At 35.1% G+C, this 19,764-nt stretch carries 16 protein-coding genes; 6 read left to right on the top strand and 10 right to left on the bottom strand.

Going from position 1 to position 19,764, the window contains the following annotated elements; genetic code table 11:
* Positions 1 to 263: 263 nt before the first annotated feature.
* Both AC5WOC_RS08580 and AC5WOC_RS08575 read right to left on the bottom strand, forming a co-directional pair.
* A complete protein-coding gene (locus tag AC5WOC_RS08580) occupies positions 264 to 812 on the bottom strand; it encodes a hypothetical protein (protein ID WP_496054999.1) in 549 nt (182 codons plus the stop codon).
* Between the two features lie 79 nt (positions 813 to 891).
* On the bottom strand, positions 892 to 1,665 hold the full coding sequence (locus AC5WOC_RS08575) for an ABC transporter ATP-binding protein (protein ID WP_496054998.1): 774 nt from the start codon (positions 1,663 to 1,665) through the stop codon (positions 892 to 894).
* A gap of 222 nt (positions 1,666 to 1,887) precedes the next feature.
* Here AC5WOC_RS08575 and recQ point away from each other — a divergent pair, with 222 nt between their 5' ends.
* The gene (gene recQ, locus AC5WOC_RS08570) at positions 1,888 to 4,035 is read left to right on the top strand and encodes a DNA helicase RecQ (protein WP_496054997.1); all 2,148 of its coding nucleotides are present in this window, start codon (positions 1,888 to 1,890) and stop codon (positions 4,033 to 4,035) included.
* A gap of 677 nt (positions 4,036 to 4,712) precedes the next feature.
* Here recQ and AC5WOC_RS08565 read toward each other — a convergent pair.
* Both AC5WOC_RS08565 and AC5WOC_RS08560 read right to left on the bottom strand, forming a co-directional pair.
* Positions 4,713 to 5,084: a hypothetical protein gene (locus AC5WOC_RS08565; RefSeq protein WP_496054996.1), complete on the bottom strand. Its 372-nt coding sequence runs from the start codon at positions 5,082 to 5,084 to the stop codon at positions 4,713 to 4,715.
* Between the two features lie 1,114 nt (positions 5,085 to 6,198).
* Entirely contained in the window at positions 6,199 to 6,678 is a 480-nt protein-coding gene (locus tag AC5WOC_RS08560; protein WP_496054995.1) for a hypothetical protein, read from the bottom strand.
* Between the two features lie 836 nt (positions 6,679 to 7,514).
* On the opposite strand from AC5WOC_RS08560, the gene AC5WOC_RS08555 reads away from it, so the two are divergent.
* The gene (locus tag AC5WOC_RS08555) at positions 7,515 to 8,000 is read left to right on the top strand and encodes a DUF2975 domain-containing protein (RefSeq protein ID WP_496054994.1); all 486 of its coding nucleotides are present in this window, start codon (positions 7,515 to 7,517) and stop codon (positions 7,998 to 8,000) included.
* A 533-nt stretch (positions 8,001 to 8,533) separates the two neighbouring features.
* Here the strand turns inward: AC5WOC_RS08555 and pdxR are convergent.
* Positions 8,534 to 10,009 (bottom strand): MocR-like pyridoxine biosynthesis transcription factor PdxR, encoded by a 1,476-nt coding sequence (gene pdxR / locus AC5WOC_RS08550; protein ID WP_496054993.1) that lies wholly within the window; start codon positions 10,007 to 10,009, stop codon positions 8,534 to 8,536.
* A 107-nt stretch (positions 10,010 to 10,116) separates the two neighbouring features.
* Between pdxR and AC5WOC_RS08545 the strand changes: the two genes are divergently transcribed.
* The gene (locus AC5WOC_RS08545; RefSeq protein ID WP_496054992.1) at positions 10,117 to 11,046 is read left to right on the top strand and encodes a DMT family transporter; all 930 of its coding nucleotides are present in this window, start codon (positions 10,117 to 10,119) and stop codon (positions 11,044 to 11,046) included.
* A 620-nt stretch (positions 11,047 to 11,666) separates the two neighbouring features.
* Here AC5WOC_RS08545 and AC5WOC_RS08540 read toward each other — a convergent pair.
* On the bottom strand, positions 11,667 to 12,056 hold the full coding sequence (locus AC5WOC_RS08540) for an NUDIX hydrolase (RefSeq protein ID WP_496055393.1): 390 nt from the start codon (positions 12,054 to 12,056) through the stop codon (positions 11,667 to 11,669).
* Between the two features lie 147 nt (positions 12,057 to 12,203).
* On the bottom strand, positions 12,204 to 13,106 hold the full coding sequence (locus AC5WOC_RS08535; RefSeq protein ID WP_496054991.1) for a DMT family transporter: 903 nt from the start codon (positions 13,104 to 13,106) through the stop codon (positions 12,204 to 12,206).
* Positions 13,107 to 13,264: 158 nt separating this feature from the next.
* Here AC5WOC_RS08535 and AC5WOC_RS08530 point away from each other — a divergent pair, with 158 nt between their 5' ends.
* On the top strand, positions 13,265 to 14,641 hold the full coding sequence (locus AC5WOC_RS08530; RefSeq protein WP_496054990.1) for an aminotransferase-like domain-containing protein: 1,377 nt from the start codon (positions 13,265 to 13,267) through the stop codon (positions 14,639 to 14,641).
* A gap of 357 nt (positions 14,642 to 14,998) precedes the next feature.
* On the opposite strand, the gene ant(6) is transcribed toward AC5WOC_RS08530, so the two are convergent.
* The gene (gene ant(6), locus AC5WOC_RS08525; protein ID WP_496054989.1) at positions 14,999 to 15,844 is read right to left on the bottom strand and encodes an aminoglycoside 6-adenylyltransferase; all 846 of its coding nucleotides are present in this window, start codon (positions 15,842 to 15,844) and stop codon (positions 14,999 to 15,001) included.
* 245 nt (positions 15,845 to 16,089) lie between these two features.
* A complete protein-coding gene (locus AC5WOC_RS08520; RefSeq protein ID WP_496054988.1) occupies positions 16,090 to 16,416 on the bottom strand; it encodes a hypothetical protein in 327 nt (108 codons plus the stop codon).
* A gap of 725 nt (positions 16,417 to 17,141) precedes the next feature.
* On the opposite strand from AC5WOC_RS08520, the gene AC5WOC_RS08515 reads away from it, so the two are divergent.
* Both AC5WOC_RS08515 and AC5WOC_RS08510 read left to right on the top strand, forming a co-directional pair.
* On the top strand, positions 17,142 to 17,651 hold the full coding sequence (locus AC5WOC_RS08515) for a hypothetical protein (RefSeq protein ID WP_496054987.1): 510 nt from the start codon (positions 17,142 to 17,144) through the stop codon (positions 17,649 to 17,651).
* A gap of 680 nt (positions 17,652 to 18,331) precedes the next feature.
* On the top strand, positions 18,332 to 18,850 hold the full coding sequence (locus AC5WOC_RS08510; RefSeq protein ID WP_496054986.1) for a hypothetical protein: 519 nt from the start codon (positions 18,332 to 18,334) through the stop codon (positions 18,848 to 18,850).
* Between the two features lie 160 nt (positions 18,851 to 19,010).
* Here AC5WOC_RS08510 and AC5WOC_RS08505 read toward each other — a convergent pair whose 3' ends face one another.
* Positions 19,011 to 19,160: a hypothetical protein gene (locus tag AC5WOC_RS08505; protein ID WP_496054985.1), complete on the bottom strand. Its 150-nt coding sequence runs from the start codon at positions 19,158 to 19,160 to the stop codon at positions 19,011 to 19,013.
* Positions 19,161 to 19,764: the final 604 nt, after the last annotated feature.

Below are 19,764 nucleotides of genomic sequence, written 5' to 3'. Positions count from 1 at the left end.
ATAACAAAAAAAGGTTATAACTTCTACTACAGCCACTGGGCACTCTCTTTACCATCACCAAGCATGCAATCAACTTTTATTGCGTAAAAAAATCAAAAAATGAACAAGACGAAATACAAAACCCATGCACGAATTTACCGTGGATGGGTTTTGTATTTTCAAAAGAGGCCCTGTCATACCTAAACATTATACCATGTTGAACATATAAAATGATATACAAATTAGAAAATTATCCCAAATAGGGCAATCCGGCATAATAACATTTAAACTTCAGGACGGACCCATCGGAGATACGGATTACTAGGTGAGTGAATTTCCCATTTGGTGTCCATTTCATATTTATCAATTTTCCGCCCAGAAATTCTAGTATTTAAACGATTGTGATGAAATGCTTCTTGCAGATTATTTTTCTCCTGTTCGATTGCTAGTTCAAATAATCTATCATTTTTTTTGTGAAATAGTTTTCTCCATATATTTGCAATGAACGTATTATATTTGTTTATCCATTCTACTCTAATCGTTGTAGTACGGTCTTCTCCATGCAGCTGATAATCTACTATTTGCTCTCCACCTGGGAAAAAGACTTTCATCTGAAAATGTTTTGGTTCATTTAGAACAAGAAATTGTCCTTTGATAGGAACAAAACGATGGTCATTTATCTCTTCATAGGCAATAAATCTCCCACCTTCTGTTAATTCATCAAATTGGAAAGACTGCAAATTTAATCCAGCAAGCACAAAATTGCCATGCAGCAACCAATCAAAGGAAAATTCATCAACGACCTGTACAGTATAACTACCATTTCGTTTCATTCAAACAGACTCCTTTGCTTGTGACGATACAATTTACTCATTTCTGCTTATATAACTTAAGTTGGCAAGATCAAATCGCTTAATTCAAAATAAGCCAGTTACGCTCATTTTTTATTTCAATTGTCAAAGGTGTTTCAAAAAAATCACGCAAAATTTGTTCATTCAATACATCTTTGGTTCTTCCGTTTTGTGCTACTTTGCCTTTTTTTAATAAAAGCGTGTGCGTGAAGCAAGGCAGTATTTCTTCAATATGATGGGTCACATAAATAAGTGTAGGAGCAGCTACATCCTGAGTAATCTGATCAATCATTTTCAGCACTTGTTCCCGAGCAAAAATGTCCAAACCCGTACAGGGTTCATCCAATATCAGCAGCTTTGGCTTTGCCATCAAAGCTCTGCCAATTAACACTTTTTGTTTTTCTCCTTGCGATAGTGTCTGATATATCCTTCCATATAAATGCCCGGCATTCCATGTAGCTAACAACTGTTGAACATAATCATAATCTTCCTCATTGGTCTTCTCATATATACCTATTGATGCAAATTTTCCACTCAGAATAATATTTTCTACCGTTTCGTACCCATGCAGTCGTTGTTGCATAGATGTACTAACCCAACCGATTTCTTTGCGTAAATCTCGCAGATCCGTCTCTCCAAACTTCTTGCCTAATACCGATATTTCTCCCTTTGTGGGCCAGTGATATCCATTGATTAAATCAAGTATACTTGTTTTTCCTGAACCATTTAAGCCTACCAAACACCAATGTTCTCCAGCTTGAATATTCCAATCTATTTGATCCAGTATTACATGTTGATCTCTTCTCCAAGATACATTTTTCATCTCCACTATCATCGAAACTCCGTCCTTCCTAAACTATTCCAGAAACATTCTAGTGAAAATGGAACGCAATCCAAAAACAAATATTACAGTTATCTTAAATACCTTATTACAAAATATAACACGATCGAGACTCTATCTTAAATCACAACATTCATTTTCAATTGATTCAATACTCGTTTGATCAATAATTTTTCGATATACTTATAAACAATGAATGGGAATAGGTGGGTCAAAATGAATTTGATAGAGAAAGCTGAACAATTATTAAAGGATTTATTTGGGTATTCTGCTTTTCGAGATGGGCAAACACAAATTATAACCAAAACCATAGCTGGTAAAAACTCACTAGGAATTATGCCTACAGGTGGAGGAAAATCCCTTTGTTATCAAATACCATCACTCTTACTCGACGGAATCACTCTGGTAATATCCCCGCTGATCTCTTTGATGAAAGATCAAGTCGATGCTCTAAATCAATTAGGAATACCTGCTACCTACCTGAACAGTACAGTAGACCGCTATGAGATAGAATTTAGACTTCAAGAAATACATTCAAAACAAGTAAAACTCGTATATATTGCACCAGAACGACTAGAATCTTTTCTGCAAATGATAAAAGATGTCCATGTGTCCTTAGTGGTAGTAGATGAAGCTCACTGTATTTCACAATGGGGACATGATTTTCGCCCAAGCTATTTAAGTATTGGCGACATAATAAAACAATTACCCAATCAGACAATCGTATCTGCATTAACTGCAACAGCGACGGAACAAGTACGTCAAGACATTCGGGACATACTCCAAATCCCGGAAGAAAACACTGTAATTACTAGTTTTCAGCGTTCTAATTTAAGACTGTCAGTTCTACATGATCAGGATAAAATGGCATTTATTGAAGATTATATCGATCGACATCCAAAACAATCAGGCATCATCTATTGCTCTACTCGAAAAGAAGTAGATTCCCTTTACCAATACTTACTTGATAAAAGTTATCCAATCGGGCGATATCATGCGGGAATGAGCGAAATCCAGCGTGAACAAGCTCAAGAGGCATTTTCATATGACAAAACCCCTATTATTATCGCTACAAATGCTTTTGGAATGGGAATAAACAAACAAAATGTTCGGTATGTCATTCACTTCAATCTACCAAAAAACATAGAGAGCTACTATCAAGAAGCTGGTCGTGCCGGAAGAGACGGAGAAGAAAGCGAATGCATCTTGTTATATCATGGGCAAGATGTGCGAATCCAACGGTATCTGGTAGAACAGTCCGAATTAAGCCACGACCGAAAAAGACATGAGTTCCAAAAATTACATGCGATGTATCGTTATTGCTTCACTCAAACTTGTTTACAAAATACGATCATCCAGTATTTTGACGATCCAATCGAAAAACCTTGTGGGAAATGTCACAACTGTTTAGCACATGAGGAAACAAGCCCCGAAGATTATACGATAATCGCACAAAAAATGTTTTCCTGTATTCGTCGAATGAAAGAACGATTTGGACTTTCGATGGTTGCGAAAGTATTGAAAGGATCAAAATCGAAAAAAGTATTAGAACTGGCATTAAACCAGCTTTCGACATATGGAATCTTAAGTGAATATACAGAGAAAGATTTGCATCAGCTTGGCCTTATTTTGCAAGCAGAGGGATACATAGAAAGTTACACTTCACAGAGTAATCTGCCTCTAATAAGGCTTACAAAGAAAGCAGTTCAGGTGCTCAAAGGTGAACAAAATGTTTATCTGCGCCCACTCCAATCGGAATCACAGTCGAATTGGAATAAGAGTACACTCCGAACACAACGCTCTATATTATTGGATCGTTTAGACGAGCTTCGCAGACAGTTTTCCAATGAAGAAAAATTGCCGCCATATATGATTTTGTCTGATGCAACACTTCGCGCATTGGGGGATCAAATTCCTCTAAACAAGACAGAGTTTTTATCAATAGTAGGTATGACACAATACAAATACGCGAAATACGGCTCCCGAATTTTAGAAACTACTGCTGCTTTTGCTGATGAACGAAATAAAAAAACAACATACCCACAAAAAAGCAGTAACAAAAGTCACCTTACCAGCTATGAATTATTTCAAGATGGCAAATCGATTAAAGAAATTGCCTCAGCTCGTAGCGTTTCTGTATCCACGATTGAAGATCACCTAATTCGATGTCATAGTGAGGGTTATCTTATTAATTGGGACATACTCATCTCAGAAAAGTACAAAGATCTCATTATTCAAGCCATACACACGTTAGGTGCTTCTAAGTTAAAACCATTAAAAGAAGCATTGCCAGAAGAAGTTTCGTATTTTCAAATAAAAGCTGTGATTGCAAAGGAACAAATGAAGACGACTTCTGTCTCATAAAAAAATAAAGAAAAAACATTCCATTTGAGAAAATCGTTAGCCGAAACTACTACAATTTTGTAGTAGTTTTTTTTCTAGATAAGCCGCTAAAACTGCAAATTCATCTGAAATGTGATCTTGTACTTGGAGAAAATTATCATCGATCCCCACCTGTCAATATACAAAATTTGGCTAATTCATTATATATGTAGATAAAAGTATCACATGCGAATTATTACATAAATTTTCTCTTAATCTAATATTTGTATTCCACGCAATGGTATTACTATAATAATGTTGATAAGCAAGCGGGCTTATCAACAGAGATAGAAAGGTACAATTGGTATGGTTCGCCGATACGGATACGGTCATGGGGAATTGAATCCTGAATATGGTGCACACCGAGCTGAATTTCCCAATCTCCTCAGTAAGAAATGTGATAACTGCAAAAAATTTGTAGAGGTAGATACCAATAAAGAGCCTGAATACATCTGTCCTGAGTGTGGGTGCTACTTCTAAAAGATAGTAAAAAAAAGTACGGGATGATGATCCACTTATCATCCCGTACACCAAACAATCAAAAATAACCCTACCCTGCCAAAAATTTTTGGTGGTAGGGATTTTGGATTATTTTTTTAGCTCCAATTGCAAAATAATCTTAACATGTCACTGAAATAAGAAAACAAGCTTTTTGATCATCACTTCTTCTTTTTTGCCAAATCATTTCTTAAGGCAGCTGCCCAATTCTCAGTTAAATTTCTAAGATTTAACTCTTCAATTAAAAAGTCACCATCCTCTATTGTGACTATTTGTTTTTCTTTCCTGTAATTCCATTTACTCAAAGCATATTTAGTCAAAGCTGAACAAACACTTGGCAAATGAAAATTAGTCCCAAAAGAAGCCTGTAAAGTGAAAAATATGTCACAAAACGAAGTCTTTGTTTTTCCCGAATAAATGCGAAATCTCATCTTTCTGTCACTCATGTATTCATGCACTGCAATATAAAATAAAAAACCTTCTACTGTTAGTTTTTTTATATCCTTGCTTGTTCGAGTTGTTATTTTAATCACTCTCTTTTTCGCTATAGCTTATCACTATTCATCGTTCAAATAAATCACATAGTTGGTCGTTAAAATTAAAGTTGATCGAAAACATCGCTCGAATATTATATAAATAGCCGTAAACTGTAGATCTCCCAGATAAACGGTAAGTATGCTTAAATATTTCTATATACTTCAGTAGCGGACATTAAATCAGTTGATTTGAAGTTTGTAGCCAAGGGCTTGAAATACAAGTCACGTTCATCTTCGATCGTATTGAGCATTGGTTCGATTGCCTCAACCACCGCCAAAAGATCTTGACCTTCCTCGGGTCTGCCTTGATCTCTTCGAACGTGATGGACTGCCGAAAAGGAAGAGGCTTGTACGGGGCATACTTGGTCATCTCAGTTCCTTACGATGCACCTATTTATCAGAACCAGACTATTCTTAAATTATAACAAATTATAAAGAGCATGGCTGGCACTTTACACCAACCTGAAATTGTCCAGCCACTAATCTCTGAGAAGTGAAACCATTCAATCAACTAGTGAATTATCTAATACACGCCTTTATAAGTGATTTTATGATCAGCAATGTCATCATCAAAAATGAAATGGTGATGGTAAAATTATTTGATATACTCATCCCATCGAGAGCTGATATTATGATTAATCTTCTAACACAAAAAAATAAGCCGTGAATGGTCAATACTCCGTACTTTCGATTACACAAATGAAATCTATTTTGAAAATGAACGATCGATTTTAACAAAATTCAATCAGGTTAAACCGACGATCTTCCAAGCTCAGAGGATCGATCCATACAAGCAATCAAGAATTAGATGCGTGAACATGCACTTGGTTATGGCAGACAAGATGATATCAAGAATCGAAACATATTGCTAGATCTCAGAAAATGCTTTGATTTCCTTGAAGAACGCGAACTATCCCATCATCTGAATCCCCAGTAATTTTTCATAGTTTCAGAAAATTCTACTCCCTATTAAGTTACTGTCCATACATAATAGCTAAAATATCCAGTAACTAGAATATCAACAGGAGCAAGAGAATAATTAATTCAATCTTTAGGTTCAAGCAGCTTCATTCTTTTAAAGACTAAATATCGTACCAATAGAAAACAACCGCTATTGTTTTTTATTATCTGCAGCAGTTAAAATAAACTTTGGCAATTCATCGATCATTGCATTAGATATTTTTTTTAATTCAGCATTTCGTCTTTGATGTTCCACACTTAGCGTAGGATCTTCAACAGAATTTCTTCGTCTAAACCCAAAATAATGACTGTGGCTCGTAAGCACGATTCCAGCACCAATGATATTGATCGTAATGTGTGCTGATGCCACTGGGTTTTTTATGTTGGGATCTTGCTTTGGATTTAACCCCCCGCTGTTCGTAGTTACGGTTGCAATGTCTTTCAATCGAATTCGTTCGGTACGATCCCCCTCATAGAACGCACTACTAACTGATTTTATTTCTAAAAAGTCACCCTTTATTTCAAAAGATGATTCTACATAAGCAAGATAACGCTCATCACCATTAATAAATTCTTCTAAACACCAACTGATCTTGGTCGAAGTTTGGACAAATTCCAATTTTTTAGCCATTATCTCCAACTTCCCTTCATTCGTTTACCTTCCACCTGAAAAACATAATAAATATCCATTTGTCCACTTGGATGGACTAGCACTTTTTTGAACAATGTACGAAATGCATTGAATATTGATTTACTGAAGCTAAAAATGGACCAATTAAAAAATATGAAGGCTCTTACAAATGAGAAAACTGTTTTATTCACATTAAATGTATAGTATATATCCATTTTTCCCATCAGGATGTACCACAACTCTTTCGAGTAGCGCTCTAAACACATGGTGTAAAATTTGACCATCGTTGTTCAACACATCGAATGCCTGCTTGAATATCTTCTATTTTCCCCGTCATCTATTCCTGTTTGGACTTTTGTGTTCTGTCATTTCTCTGTGATTAAACCTGTTTTGCTTGCTCAAAAAACGCCACTACTTCAACGTTAAAACGATTCAAAAGCCAATGCAAAGGCTACATACCTTCTAGCATTTTACATGAGTTATTCCTATGTAACGATCAAGATCGCTGTACAGATACTCCTTTGTTTCAACACTTAATGTTACTGTGTAATAAATAGCAGAATAATAAAAGCAAAAGATAAAGTAGTATGAGGGACTAGAATTATAAGATATATAGCTGAAAAATGTTTAATGATAAGTATCTAAACTAATTCCTCTGCAAATTATCGTAACAAACTTCTTGCAGACATCCTCACTTGCCACTGAACGTTTAGGGGTATATGTCGAAAACAGTTTTAATAACAATAATAATATAATAAAAAACAATGCAAATTTATTGTAAAACGATAAATCATATGCTAAAATCATGTTGCCATTTAATAAGTGAGGTGTTTTAAATGAATGTTAAAAGAGGTTCAACCACTTTCTTAAAGATAATTATTTTTCTTGCTGGAATTGCAGTGCTTGCTTTGTGTATATTTTTAGTGCCCCATATGGCGAATTTCGCAGCAAAATTGTATCCAAATATTGCCCCAATGAAATATCTCGTTTTCATCGTGATGTATGGAGCGGCTGTGCCTTATTACCTTGCTCTCTATCAGGCTTTCAATCTTTTACGGTACATTGACGACAGCACAGCATTCTCGGAGTTATCTGTAAAGGCGTTAAAGAACATAAAGTACTGTGCGATTACAATCAGTGGTTTATATGTATTAGGCTTGCCACTCTTTCATTTTATAGCGAAGAAAGTTGATCCTCCTATTGGATTATTGGGATTCATCATCATTTTTGCTTCGTTGGTTATCGCCGTTTTTGCTGCTATCCTCCAACGACTTCTACAAGAAGTGATTAACATAAAATCAGAAAATGATTTGACGGTCTGAGGTAAAGTCGAACAAATATGGAGTAATCTAAGTACTTTGTCCAAAGATTTGTGGGATTTCAAGGAACATCCAATCTAATGGAAAGATATAGAGGTAACAGGTATGAAAAAAGAGCCCCTAAAAAAGGCCTTATAATAACGAAAACCAGTCTCAAATCTATTCATAGCAGTGAGCCTGTCACAACCCCATACAGTAACTTTTCTTAGAATCCATTTTTAAAAGATATGAGCAAATCCCTTTTTCTACAGATTCTTTTATAAATTTAAAAAGGGATTTCTTCATTTCTTCGTCACCGCATACAAATACAAATGCCTCTATCTCTTTATTTATTTTAGATACTTCTTTAAACTGGTCTAAAATAAGATCTACTAAAATCGTTTTCTATATCTGCTCCATTTCGGGTTAAGGAAGAGAAATTATTCTCCACTGAGTTTTGGGACCATTCGGTCAACTCCATTACGCAAAAAATAAAAGCCGTCATTAAATGACTTTCATCTGCTTCGGAAAATATTTTAATCTCTTTAAATCTTATACTATATAAACGGTTTTCCATTTTTTAATCGGTGATCGGTGTCAATTGCCTCAAGTATTGTTTCACATAAACGTATCAAGGCAATTCGTAAATTTGCTAAAGAAAGACTGCCAAAACTAATTCGGAGATGATGATACTCCGGTTCTCCAGGAAAACACACAGAGCCTGGCAAAAAGGAAACTCCTTTCTTAAGTGCTTCATGAAGAAGATGATCTGTATTTATTTCTTTCGGCAAAGTTAACCATATAACCAAACCGCCAGCTGGCTTAGTCCAATTTACTGTAGGTGGTAACTGTTCGGAAAAAATCTCGGTGACCAGGTCTAGATGCTGTTTTAAGAGTGCATTGGTTTTCCGTAAGTGTGAAATTGGATTATTATTGTCTAAATAGTCTGCCATGATTCGTTGCGGAATGATGGAAGAACCTAAATCAGCTATACATTTTGCAGCTTGTAAGCGACTTGAAATGGTTCCTTTTGCAGTCAAGGTACCAATTCGACATCCAGGAGAGAAAATTTTACTATATCCCTTTAGATAAATAACATGCCCATGACTATCTAATGTCTGTATAGGTTTCGGAGGAGGTTGTTCGAAATATATATCGCTCCAAGGGTCATCTTCTACGATCATGATATGAAATCCTTCGGCGATGTCTAATAATTCCCGCTGCCTTCTGCTGCTCATCACTGTTCCTTTGGGATTTTGGAAAGTAGGTATCGTATAAATTAATTTTGGTTGATACTGGTCACAAATTTGCATTAGATAGTTGGTACACATACCTTCGTCGTCTACCGGTACAGGGATAACCGTTGCTCCTCGTGCGCGGAAAATATCTATAGCCCCCATATAAGTGGGAGATTCTACAACAACTCGGTCACCAGGTCCCAAAAATGTTCTGGCTACCAAATCAATCCCTTGTTGTGTACCTGTTGTAATCATGATCTGATCAAGCTCCATATAGATGCCTAGTTTCTGAAAATCCATTTGCAGGATATGACGCAGATGTGGATCACCGAATTGATCGCCGTATTTTGTAAATATGTTTTGATCACTTTTCACTACAGATCTGGCGCTTTTTGATAGTTGTTCCAAAGGCAGAAAATCATCGTGTAACACACCTTTAGACAGATCCAAAACTTGATGCAGGGGATAATCTTTCATCTGCTTCCATGTTTGAGCGCGAGGTAAGTAATCAGGAATCATCAACTGCCAATCATGTAAGGGAACGGATTGATTTTTTTTCTTGTTCCGAACAAAACTACCTTTTCCTGGAACACTACTAATTAGATCTCGCTGCTGAAGTTGTGTATATGCTTTTTGGACAGTCATCAAACTTACACCTAGCGTTTGAGCGAAAGATCTCACAGAGGGAAGTGGCTCTCCTTCTTGTAAAAGACCTGAACGAATTCGTTCTGCAATTGCTCCGCTAATCTGCTCTGAATAAGACTGCTGGGATCCTTTTATGAGGTCAATTTGCATGGGAATCACCTACAAGTGTTATATTCACTGCTCCACTGTTCTACTGTATAAATGCTAATATGGAGCAAAATTCATATATCATTATATAACAGTGAAAGGGGATTATCATGGTTTTTCTCATGTATGTACTCATGTGCCTTATCTTTAGCACCACTTTTCTGGTGATTAGACTAGGCATCGAAACCGGTTTAGCTCCAATTTTTTCTGCTGGTTTGCGTTTTACATTAGCTGGTCTGCTCGTCTGTCTTTTTTTCGCAATCAAAAAGACACATTTTCCACGTGGTCTTCGAATATATGTCCAATTAGGGATTATTGGTATGTGTTTAACTGGTATGACTTTTGCTGCCTTGTATTGGGCAGAACAATATATTTCTTCAGGTTTGGCTGCTCTCCTCTCATCTACAGGACCGATTATTATCAGTGTACTCTCGGCAGTATTATATAAACAAAAGTCGACACGAATACAAGTGATGGGGCTGATTATTAGTTTTATAGGAGTAGGTGTCATTACCTTGCCTTCTGTTACAGGCACTTTTGATACGAAATGGCTGTTGGGAGCAATAGCAGTTATTATTGGGGAAGTGTTCTATGCGCTTGGTACTGTAAAATTAAAGTCCGTAACATCTTCTAATCATTCTCCCTTTTTAATAAATGGGATTCAGATGTTTTTTGGGGGTATTGGTTTACTGATCATTTCGTTCGTAATGGAAAACAGCAGTACTTCTCTAACGATGAATATGCAAGGCATGTTTTCCATTTTTTATCTTACTTTTATTGGATCGATTGTTGGACATGGAGTTTACTCTTGGTTGATCAAAAAAACAAATCCACTTTTTCCATCAACTTGGCTATATATTTCTCCTGTAGTAGCATTAATTTTAGGTTCTATTCTACTAAATGAAGTGATCTCTCTCTATACATTCATTGGAGGATTTATGATTTTGCTAGGGTTATTTTTTGTGAATATGAGAGCTTTGCAACAACTCTTTTTAAAGCGGAAACTGGTTAAATCAGGTGATTATTCACAGAAAACATAGTAGAAAATCATATTTCATCTAAAACAATACATGTTCATAGAGCAGATCAATCATCGCTCATGAGGTTAGATTTTGTCGGATTTATAGAAGTAATATCTCTTGAACGAAATACAGGATTGGATAGTAAAGCCAAGACACCATCGAGGCTTACTATCCAATATATATTGTAGTGTTTCACATTGTTTATATTCTCATTAGGCTATGACTCACACAACCAGCTTCGCCCATGCGACGATACTTGCTGCATTTCATGTATCGATAGTCCTTTTTTTCCATTAGCAAGCAATCTCCATGACAACAACGGCACCATACTCGATCCACACTCACTGCACTTTAGTATCCCACGATGATCATTTCACGGTGATATTTTCTTCTTCGTTTTGGCAAAATTCGAGTTAGCTTTTTCTCACCACTCTCGACTAAAGATAGCTCATGATGGTCTTGAAAAACATTCCAGCGGCTTTCTGGATTTTGAATTTGTTTTCTTTTTACCTTCTGCTTTCATAGTTGTGTATCTATTTAGCACAACATTCCCAAAATATATACGATTTTGAGTAAATCCCCTTTCATGCGCTATTGGAAGAAGTTTTTCAACTCACATATTAACCTCAACTAGTACCTTATTTAAAAATTTTATCTAAATAATCTCCATGTCCTGATACAATATCAACTTCATCTTTAGAGGAGATCCAGAAAAAATGGAATATCAGTCCGTCTTCATCCTCACCACCAGTCGGTTGGTGGTCCCATTCATCCAAAGCTTTTGGAACACTTATTTTATAAAAATATCTGTTGTGAATTGCGCCGTCATCATTCTTCCAATAATCAACAGCAATCAAATATTCTACTTTAAAATTTTCAATTCCTGTTTCTTCTTTGATTTCTCTAATTACTGCTGTAAGAGGATCCTCTTCCGGTTTCACTGTGCCTTTTGGTATCTGTATTCCAGCCTCTGGTATAGAATGTTGAAAAACCAATACTTGTATCTCTCCCGCTTTTGCTCTTGTTATATAACCATACGCTTTTTTTATTGGTGTTATAATTTACACCCCCTGGGTTCCTGTTGTACTCCATCAGATAGCATCAATTATATAGTTCCATTACCCCTCAATCTATCAGATGTTGATTAGCTTCTTCAAAATCCCTTGACCAAACAGTTAGTTTTCCTCCGAAACAGATCCTTTTTTTGATACGGGAGCATTTTTGCCTAATATAACAGAAAAGACTACAATCACTGCAATTACAATCGTAAATAATGTGATTGATTCATCTAGAAATACTGCTGCAAATAAAATCATCAAAAATGGTTGTAAGTATTGAATTTGACTAACTCTTGCTATTCCTCCCATTACCATCCCGCTATACCAAGCAACATATGCTAAAAATTGACTAACTACTGAGAGATACATAAAACTAACCCAAGCTTGTACAGGGGCATGGAGCATTTCAGTCGTAAGGTTTAGCCCAACAGGAATAATAAAAAATGGTGCACCGATTAAAATGGCCCAGGCAATCACTTGCCAGCTGCCTATTTCTTTCGATAGTCTCCCGCCTTCTGCATAACTCAGTCCAAGTATAATCACTGCCAGCACTAAAGCCAAATCGGCAAATTGCAATGAACCAAGTCCAAGGTGAAGGGCAAAAATAATAACAGCTACAGAGCCAATCACACTTGAAATCCAAAATTTGAGAGAAGGGATTTCCCTTGCTCTAACCATAGCAAATCCGGCTGTTGCTAATGGCAACAGAGCCACTTCTACAGCACCGTGAGAAACAGGCAAGGATTCCATTGCCCACGAAGTAAGAAGAGGAAATCCTAAAACTGCACCAACTGTAACGAGAAACAAACTTTTGAATTGGCGGGGAGAAGGCAGCTTTTCTTTTCGAACAATCAATACCACTGCCACTAAAATAGCCGCAACAACTGTTCTTCCTAGACCAACAACTGTAGTCCCAAAATACTCTACTGCGATACTTGTAGCTGGGAGTGTTAAGCTAAAACAAATGACACCAAGTAATCCCAACAATAATCCAAATTTCTCTCTGGTTTCTTTCTTCATCTTATCCTGCCCCTATCGTTTTATCCCATGTCATATCTGTACCATTTCCCATCCCGAAAAAGTACAGTTCTGTTATAATCAAAATAATAATAGGTACAAACAAAGAAATAAACCATTATTTCAGCCTTCTGTACCATGACAATTAAAGGAGGATAAATATGAGTACAAAATATATAGAGATAATGGAAGAGATAAAAAATCGGCTAGCAGATAGGACACTTATTGCAGGAAGTAAACTACCTTCTGTACGTCAGTTATCTGAGCATTTTTCATGCAGTAAGAATACCGTCATTAAAGCATACGAAGAATTAGAAAAAGAGCATTTCATTTATTCTGTTCCTAAAAGTGGTTACTTTGTAGTGAATGAATATAAAGATACAACAGATGAAAATGATGTGATTGATTTCTTGTCTGCTGGTCCAGATAAAAATGCTATGCCTTATGTTGAATTTCAACATTGTATCAATCAAGCGATTGAACATTATAAAGAAGAGCTTTTTACATACTCTGATCAACAAGGATTGTACTCACTACGAGTACAACTAGTGAGATATTTGCAGAATCTACAAGTGTTCACATCACTTGAAAGAGTAGTTATTGTTTCTGGCTCGCAACAAGCCCTCCATCTATTAGTTTCTATGCCGTTTCCAAATGGAAAAAACAATATCTTAATGGAGCAGCCCACTTATTATGGATTCCTTGAGTCCATCAATCTACAACAAGTGAATACGTTTGGAATTGAGTTATCGATGAAAGGTATTGATTTTGATCGTCTGGAATACATTTTTCGAAATAATGATATAAAATTTTTTTATATTATCCCGAGATTTCACAATCCACTAGGACATTCTTATACTAATAGTGAAAAGAAAAAAATCGTTGAGTTAGCTGAAAAATACGATGTTTATATAGTAGAAGATGATTTTTTAGGAGACCTTGATCCGGATGCAAAATCAGATCCTTTCTTTTCTTTTAATCCTTCAGGTAGAGTGATTTATATTAAAAGCTTTTCGAAAATTTTTCTCCCAGGATTACGAATGGCTACAGTCGTTCTTCCTACCATCATGATGAACCATTTTTTACGTTATAAATTTAGTTCGGATTTTAATAGTTCAGTACTTTCTCAAGGCGCTTTAGAAATCTATTTAAAAAGTGGTATGTTTCATAGCCATCTCAAAAAAACAAAAGAGATATATCGCAAGAAAATGCAAATTCTTCAAGAAGCATGTCAATTATTGCTACCAGCTGATACACATTTTTCTAAACCGACTTCAGGATTCTTTCTATCCATCCGGTTACCCGAAAACATGGCCGCAAAACAGATAGTTCAGATGCTAGACGAACAGCATGTTTATGTTGATGATGCCTCTCGAATGTTTTTACCAGAATATAAAAAGGATAATCTCCTTCGATTAAGCATTTCTCAAGTAAAAGAAAGTCAAATTAAATTAGGAGTAGAACGATTGGCTCATTGTATTACTTTTATTAACAGTAGAAAAAATCATGTTACTCCACATAACTTTTTGCTCCTCTAGTACAGATGAGTATAGGTAGTATCAGAATTTTGCTGCATTCCAATGCTAGAAATACTCAAAATGGTTAGTAATAAATTTGAGCAATCATTAGAAACATATTTACTCCCAAAAACCTACTAACTTTTAAACAAAATAAAACCCTTTCAAACGAATTTTTGAGAGGGTTCTTTTTGGATATTCTCTTTAAGCCAGACAAACGAAACATATACTGAAAAATACTAATGACTAAGGTTCATCAACCAGTTACGAATTTCGTGACTGGTCCCCCTCTTTCATAACCAACTCATGATAACCAATTCAAATAATCACTTGGTGATTTTTTACTTTCCTTAATATAAATAACTATATTTCAAGGAGTTAATCACAAATATTTTTCGTATATTTGGTGATCGCCTCATCATAATCTGGATACTTATATCCAAGACTCTCTGCCACGGCTTTAGAGTACTTTCTAAATAATTCGTAACAAGTAAATAAAGACTGCCACATGTTATCATAGCCATTCTGAGAATAGGTTAACAGTAAGGTTCCCCAATCTTCTTTCGTTAGATAACGATTCATAAATTTATAATTTTTCCCTACACTAAAAGAATAACCATGCTCAAATCCAATTTGCCAAGACATCATTCTTAACAAATTAGGACGGACAATATCATTTAAATGATCAATTGAAAAAAGGATCTCTTTTCTCGCTAATCCTTTAACTACATAGGTTGAGGCCATCCAAAATTCATTACAGCAATCATCAAATTCTCTTTCAGTCGGCTTTTTAATCCAATATTGATAGTCAGTAGCAGACTCTTCCTCTTTGATAAGAAAATCCTTATCCAGTAAGACCTCCACTAAGCCATCACTGTTAGAAAAGTAATCTTCTATTTCGTTTATCGGAATTAGTGTTAAATCTAATTTGTTTCCATCTTCAAATAGGATAATATACGAAAACCAAGAGCCTAGTTCTGGAGGGAAAAGCTCCATATCCTCGGGTTTTTGCATCATAGCGCGTTTCCCGAAAATATCCAACCATTGATCATTTTCTTTGAAAGAAGCCATATCTGTTACAAAATAAGAAATATCAAAGTCTTGGAATCGATCAGAGGAAATGGCTTTATTTGTGCGTGAGCCTTCCAAGGTCGCCAATTGAACTCTATTGTCATTATTAGCAAAATCAATAAACATATCCATCATTTCTTCTTTATTTCTCATATTTTAACTCCTCATATAATCAATAATTTTCAGTTGCAATTCCCTCATCAAAAAACACCTCTTTTATTACATATCCATTTCTATGATTTTTGTTTTAATGATGAAACTTTGTCCTTTTATTTTATCATTTGGCGAAAAAAGAGATTTTCTATACTAAATCGAAAGCAAAAATACCGACGCTAACTACTTGAGGAACTTTATCCGAAAGGAATAACATCACGATCGAAATCTCAATGGAGCTCAGTTTACAATCCTATAATTAGAATAATCTCCGTTATTACGAGTAAAAATCCCACAATTACTTGAGGAGCAAATCGAATTTTCAAAAGTAAACCCAAAAAAATTGCAATTAGACAGTTTGCTGCCTGACAAAATAATAAAACAATGAACTCTTTTTCTTGAACAGTAACCAAAATAATATTTAAGAAAGCAAGAAAGATTAATGCAAGACCTCCACTAATAAACCAAAGCATGTTCATAGTAAACCCATTATAAAATTTTGGTGTAACAACAATATGAAGAATACCTAATATCATAATTGCAATCGCTACTGCCAAAATACCTGTTTCCATAAAATCCTCTCTTTCTTTATTAAAAAATTTTTTTGAATTGTGAAACACCATCTGAAAGGAAAACAATTTTCATAACTGTGCTATCTGGTAAATCTCTCCTATGTTTACAAAACTGCGAAGGCATCATCACACATTTAGTAATAGTTATACTCTCACTTATTCTTATTTCTCCGATATTTCTAATATTATGGTATCATAGTATTAAAATAACGGTAATATTCAGTTTCACCGAATTTATCACTTTTTCTGGATTTTAATAGGAATTAGGGAATTCTTTGCACACCTATCAATAGACCAATAGCTCCAATTGATCAATACTTTGTGCAAAGCTACATAAAAGAGAACTAGTGGTATAGGATCTGCTTAATTCTTTGATTAGGTTAGGGATCATAACATTCATGGCTGTACTATCTCAAAACACAATGGACAAATGATTATGACTGCGAGCAATTGTCGCAAAATTGGTTTGATAGATAAAATTCTCCTTTGTAAGGATATCTGACATTGAAGTAGACGATCCAATATTGATCATCGTTAGAAGTAATATGAAAGTAAAATAATTTTTAGGCCAAAAAAAAAGAATGAGAATAAAATATGATTTTTTTAAAAAATCAAGATGAAATTCCAAAAATTTCATATAAAAATATAATCATTTTCTTCATAAGAAACTTTATTATCTGAAGATAATAACTTATAATCATTGTTATAGCAAAGGAGGTTATTAGATGAGCAAAAAGTGGTATGTGGCTATTTTTGTATTCGCTTTCAGTTTTGCATTTACTGCATTTGGATTTGCAGATTCAATTGGAGGAAACGGTACTTGTGCTGATTCAGCAGCAGATGGCTATGAAGTATGCTATGCAACGTTACATGTAGGAGATAATGTTTCAGGCGGAAGAGATGACTATGACTTTCATTGGAATACATCTTGGGGTGCAAGTGACTACAATACTGCTTACTTTATACAAGGTGAATACTATGCTAGTGGGGTAGCCAGCGGAAACGACGACTATATTTCTAGTGTTAAGATCTCTGGTTCATCATCGAGTAAATATTACAACTGTATTCCAAAAAAGCTGCGAACGATGACTTCCACCACCTATTGTACTGATTATTATCAACAATCCTATAATGAGAATTCATCTACAAGCAATATTAATGGAGTAGTACAAATTTACGATCCAGAAAATGTCGAGTACTATAATTTGAGCATTTATTTCAAACCTACTAGCTAATTGATGATAGGAACTTATAACATTACGAGCGAGAAAACCAACGGTTTAAATCGTGGGATGAAAGCGAGCGTTGAACAAGGGTAAGGAGTTTTCCTTCACTAGTTCAACCTTTGGAAAAAGCAAGTTTACAAACAAACATAAACCGTGGGGCACACGGGGTTAGCTTGGTAATGAAATAGTCATGAGGCTATCGTCCCAAGAATCCAACGGCTTTAGCCGTATGGAATTGTCAAGATTTAAATTTTCTTATTAGTAAGTAAAATCGCTTTTCCATTACCCTGTTTCAATAAAGAAACAGGGACTTTTAATTTGCGTCCAGCCAGCTGGTGAAAATCCAACCGAAGTAGATGGCCATTTTATCGTATGACGAGGAATTTTTGTGAACTGATATCTTGGTTTCTAGAAGTGAATGCTTAACCCTGAATTGATTTATCAATTCTCACATTACTGTTGAGGAGGAATATGGGCACCTCTATCTTAGAAAAAAGTTAATTTTATACATAATCTCTTTGAATTGGCAGCTTAATTCTCATTCTAAACAGAGAGAAGCTGTTTTTTTTGACGATTTTTTTCACCCAGAATCAAATAGCCTACTTGGCTTTTACTACCTCTTGTATCTTTTATTTATCGCAGTTTATTATGGATATACATAGTCATGATCTTTGAAATGGGGAAATATAGTGAATAAATATCTAAAGAATGGACTACTTATTATTTTAGTAGTCATATTAGGTGGAGCAGCAGGTTTAGGAGTAAGTAAATTACTAGCAAAAGATAAGCCGAGGATCGAAATTAAACAGCAAACCATTCATCCGATCAGCAAAGAGGCAATGCTGAAAATGTCAAAGTATCCGGTCATCACTCCAGACGATTATTTCAAGAATAAGAACACCAGATACTACATTTTTCCTGATCAACACACAAAGGTGGATTATGTAGTCTCAAATGAACCTGTTGCCTCGCTTGATATTACAACATCAGATAAAATAAACATCAATAACTGGGCTGAAAAAAGTGTAACAGTATCATCTTCTTTTGGAGCCATGCATATTTTTCAAGATACAAATCAAAGTTTTATTTGGTTTGATCAAAATAAAATAAGATATCTGCTAGTAGTTCAAAATAAAATTCTCCCAAAAGATAAAGCCGAAGCATTGATAGAATTAAAGAAAGTAGCAGCCTCCTTTAAAAATATATGAAATATATATTTTTGAGGACCGGCATGTGTTTATTCTATGTGATTTTGTGTGCTGAAAATCAAAAATTCATGCACAATAAAGAGATTCAATGAAAAAAGGCGTATGTTTTTATGAAATCCAAAAATGTATTTTAAATAAAAACAAAATGAGATGGTAAAATCTAAGCTTTAATTCTCTTGAAACGATCCTCCATTCTTCCTTCTCTGTCTGCTATTGTCCAAAGTCCGGCAAAGAGTAATCTTCCAAGAGAATCAACTTCCGCAAATAAATCATTAGAAGAAATCCGGCTTAATACTTGAGATCGTGCCATTTTGTTTGCTAGATTAGTCCTTGCAAGTCTAGCAGCTTGGGGTATTGTCTCATTTTTTATCAAGAGATTAGTAGAGGATAAATGAATTGAATTTGTTGGTTGTGTTACCTTTGATCCATCTCACAAATTGGATTTTTATACTCTATTTATAATGTTTGTAATACAAAAGATAGAGCCTCTTATGGAAACTCTTTTGCTGTGCTCAAAGAGGATTTTTTTAAATGCTTCTATATCAATTGTTTTATTAACTTGGAAACCTCAGCGAGCTGTGCAGAGCTAATTTTCACTGGAGGAGTGTGGTTGTATTTTCTGTTTGTTGGGATTCGAGGTAGTATCTTACAAAAACAAACTGCTCTTCTAGATAATCGCAATCAAAATAAGTCCAATCTACATCAAGAAGCATAGAAATAGGTATCATCTTCATGTGACTTCCATTACTAAAACTAATATTTTTGTTACATATCTACTTCCACATTCCCCTTTCTGATTCGTCATATCGGGTATCTCCTCCAGCTAAAAGATTCACAGTGATTTCGCTTTATTCGGAAATGGTCATTACCTGAACATTAAAACTATTCAGAAAACTGATACTAAAGGCTGCAGT

This window comes from Shimazuella sp. NTD247 (assembly GCF_059510415.1).
Note: the sequence above shows the minus strand (reverse complement) of the source record. Positions and strands in the feature narration are given on the sequence as shown.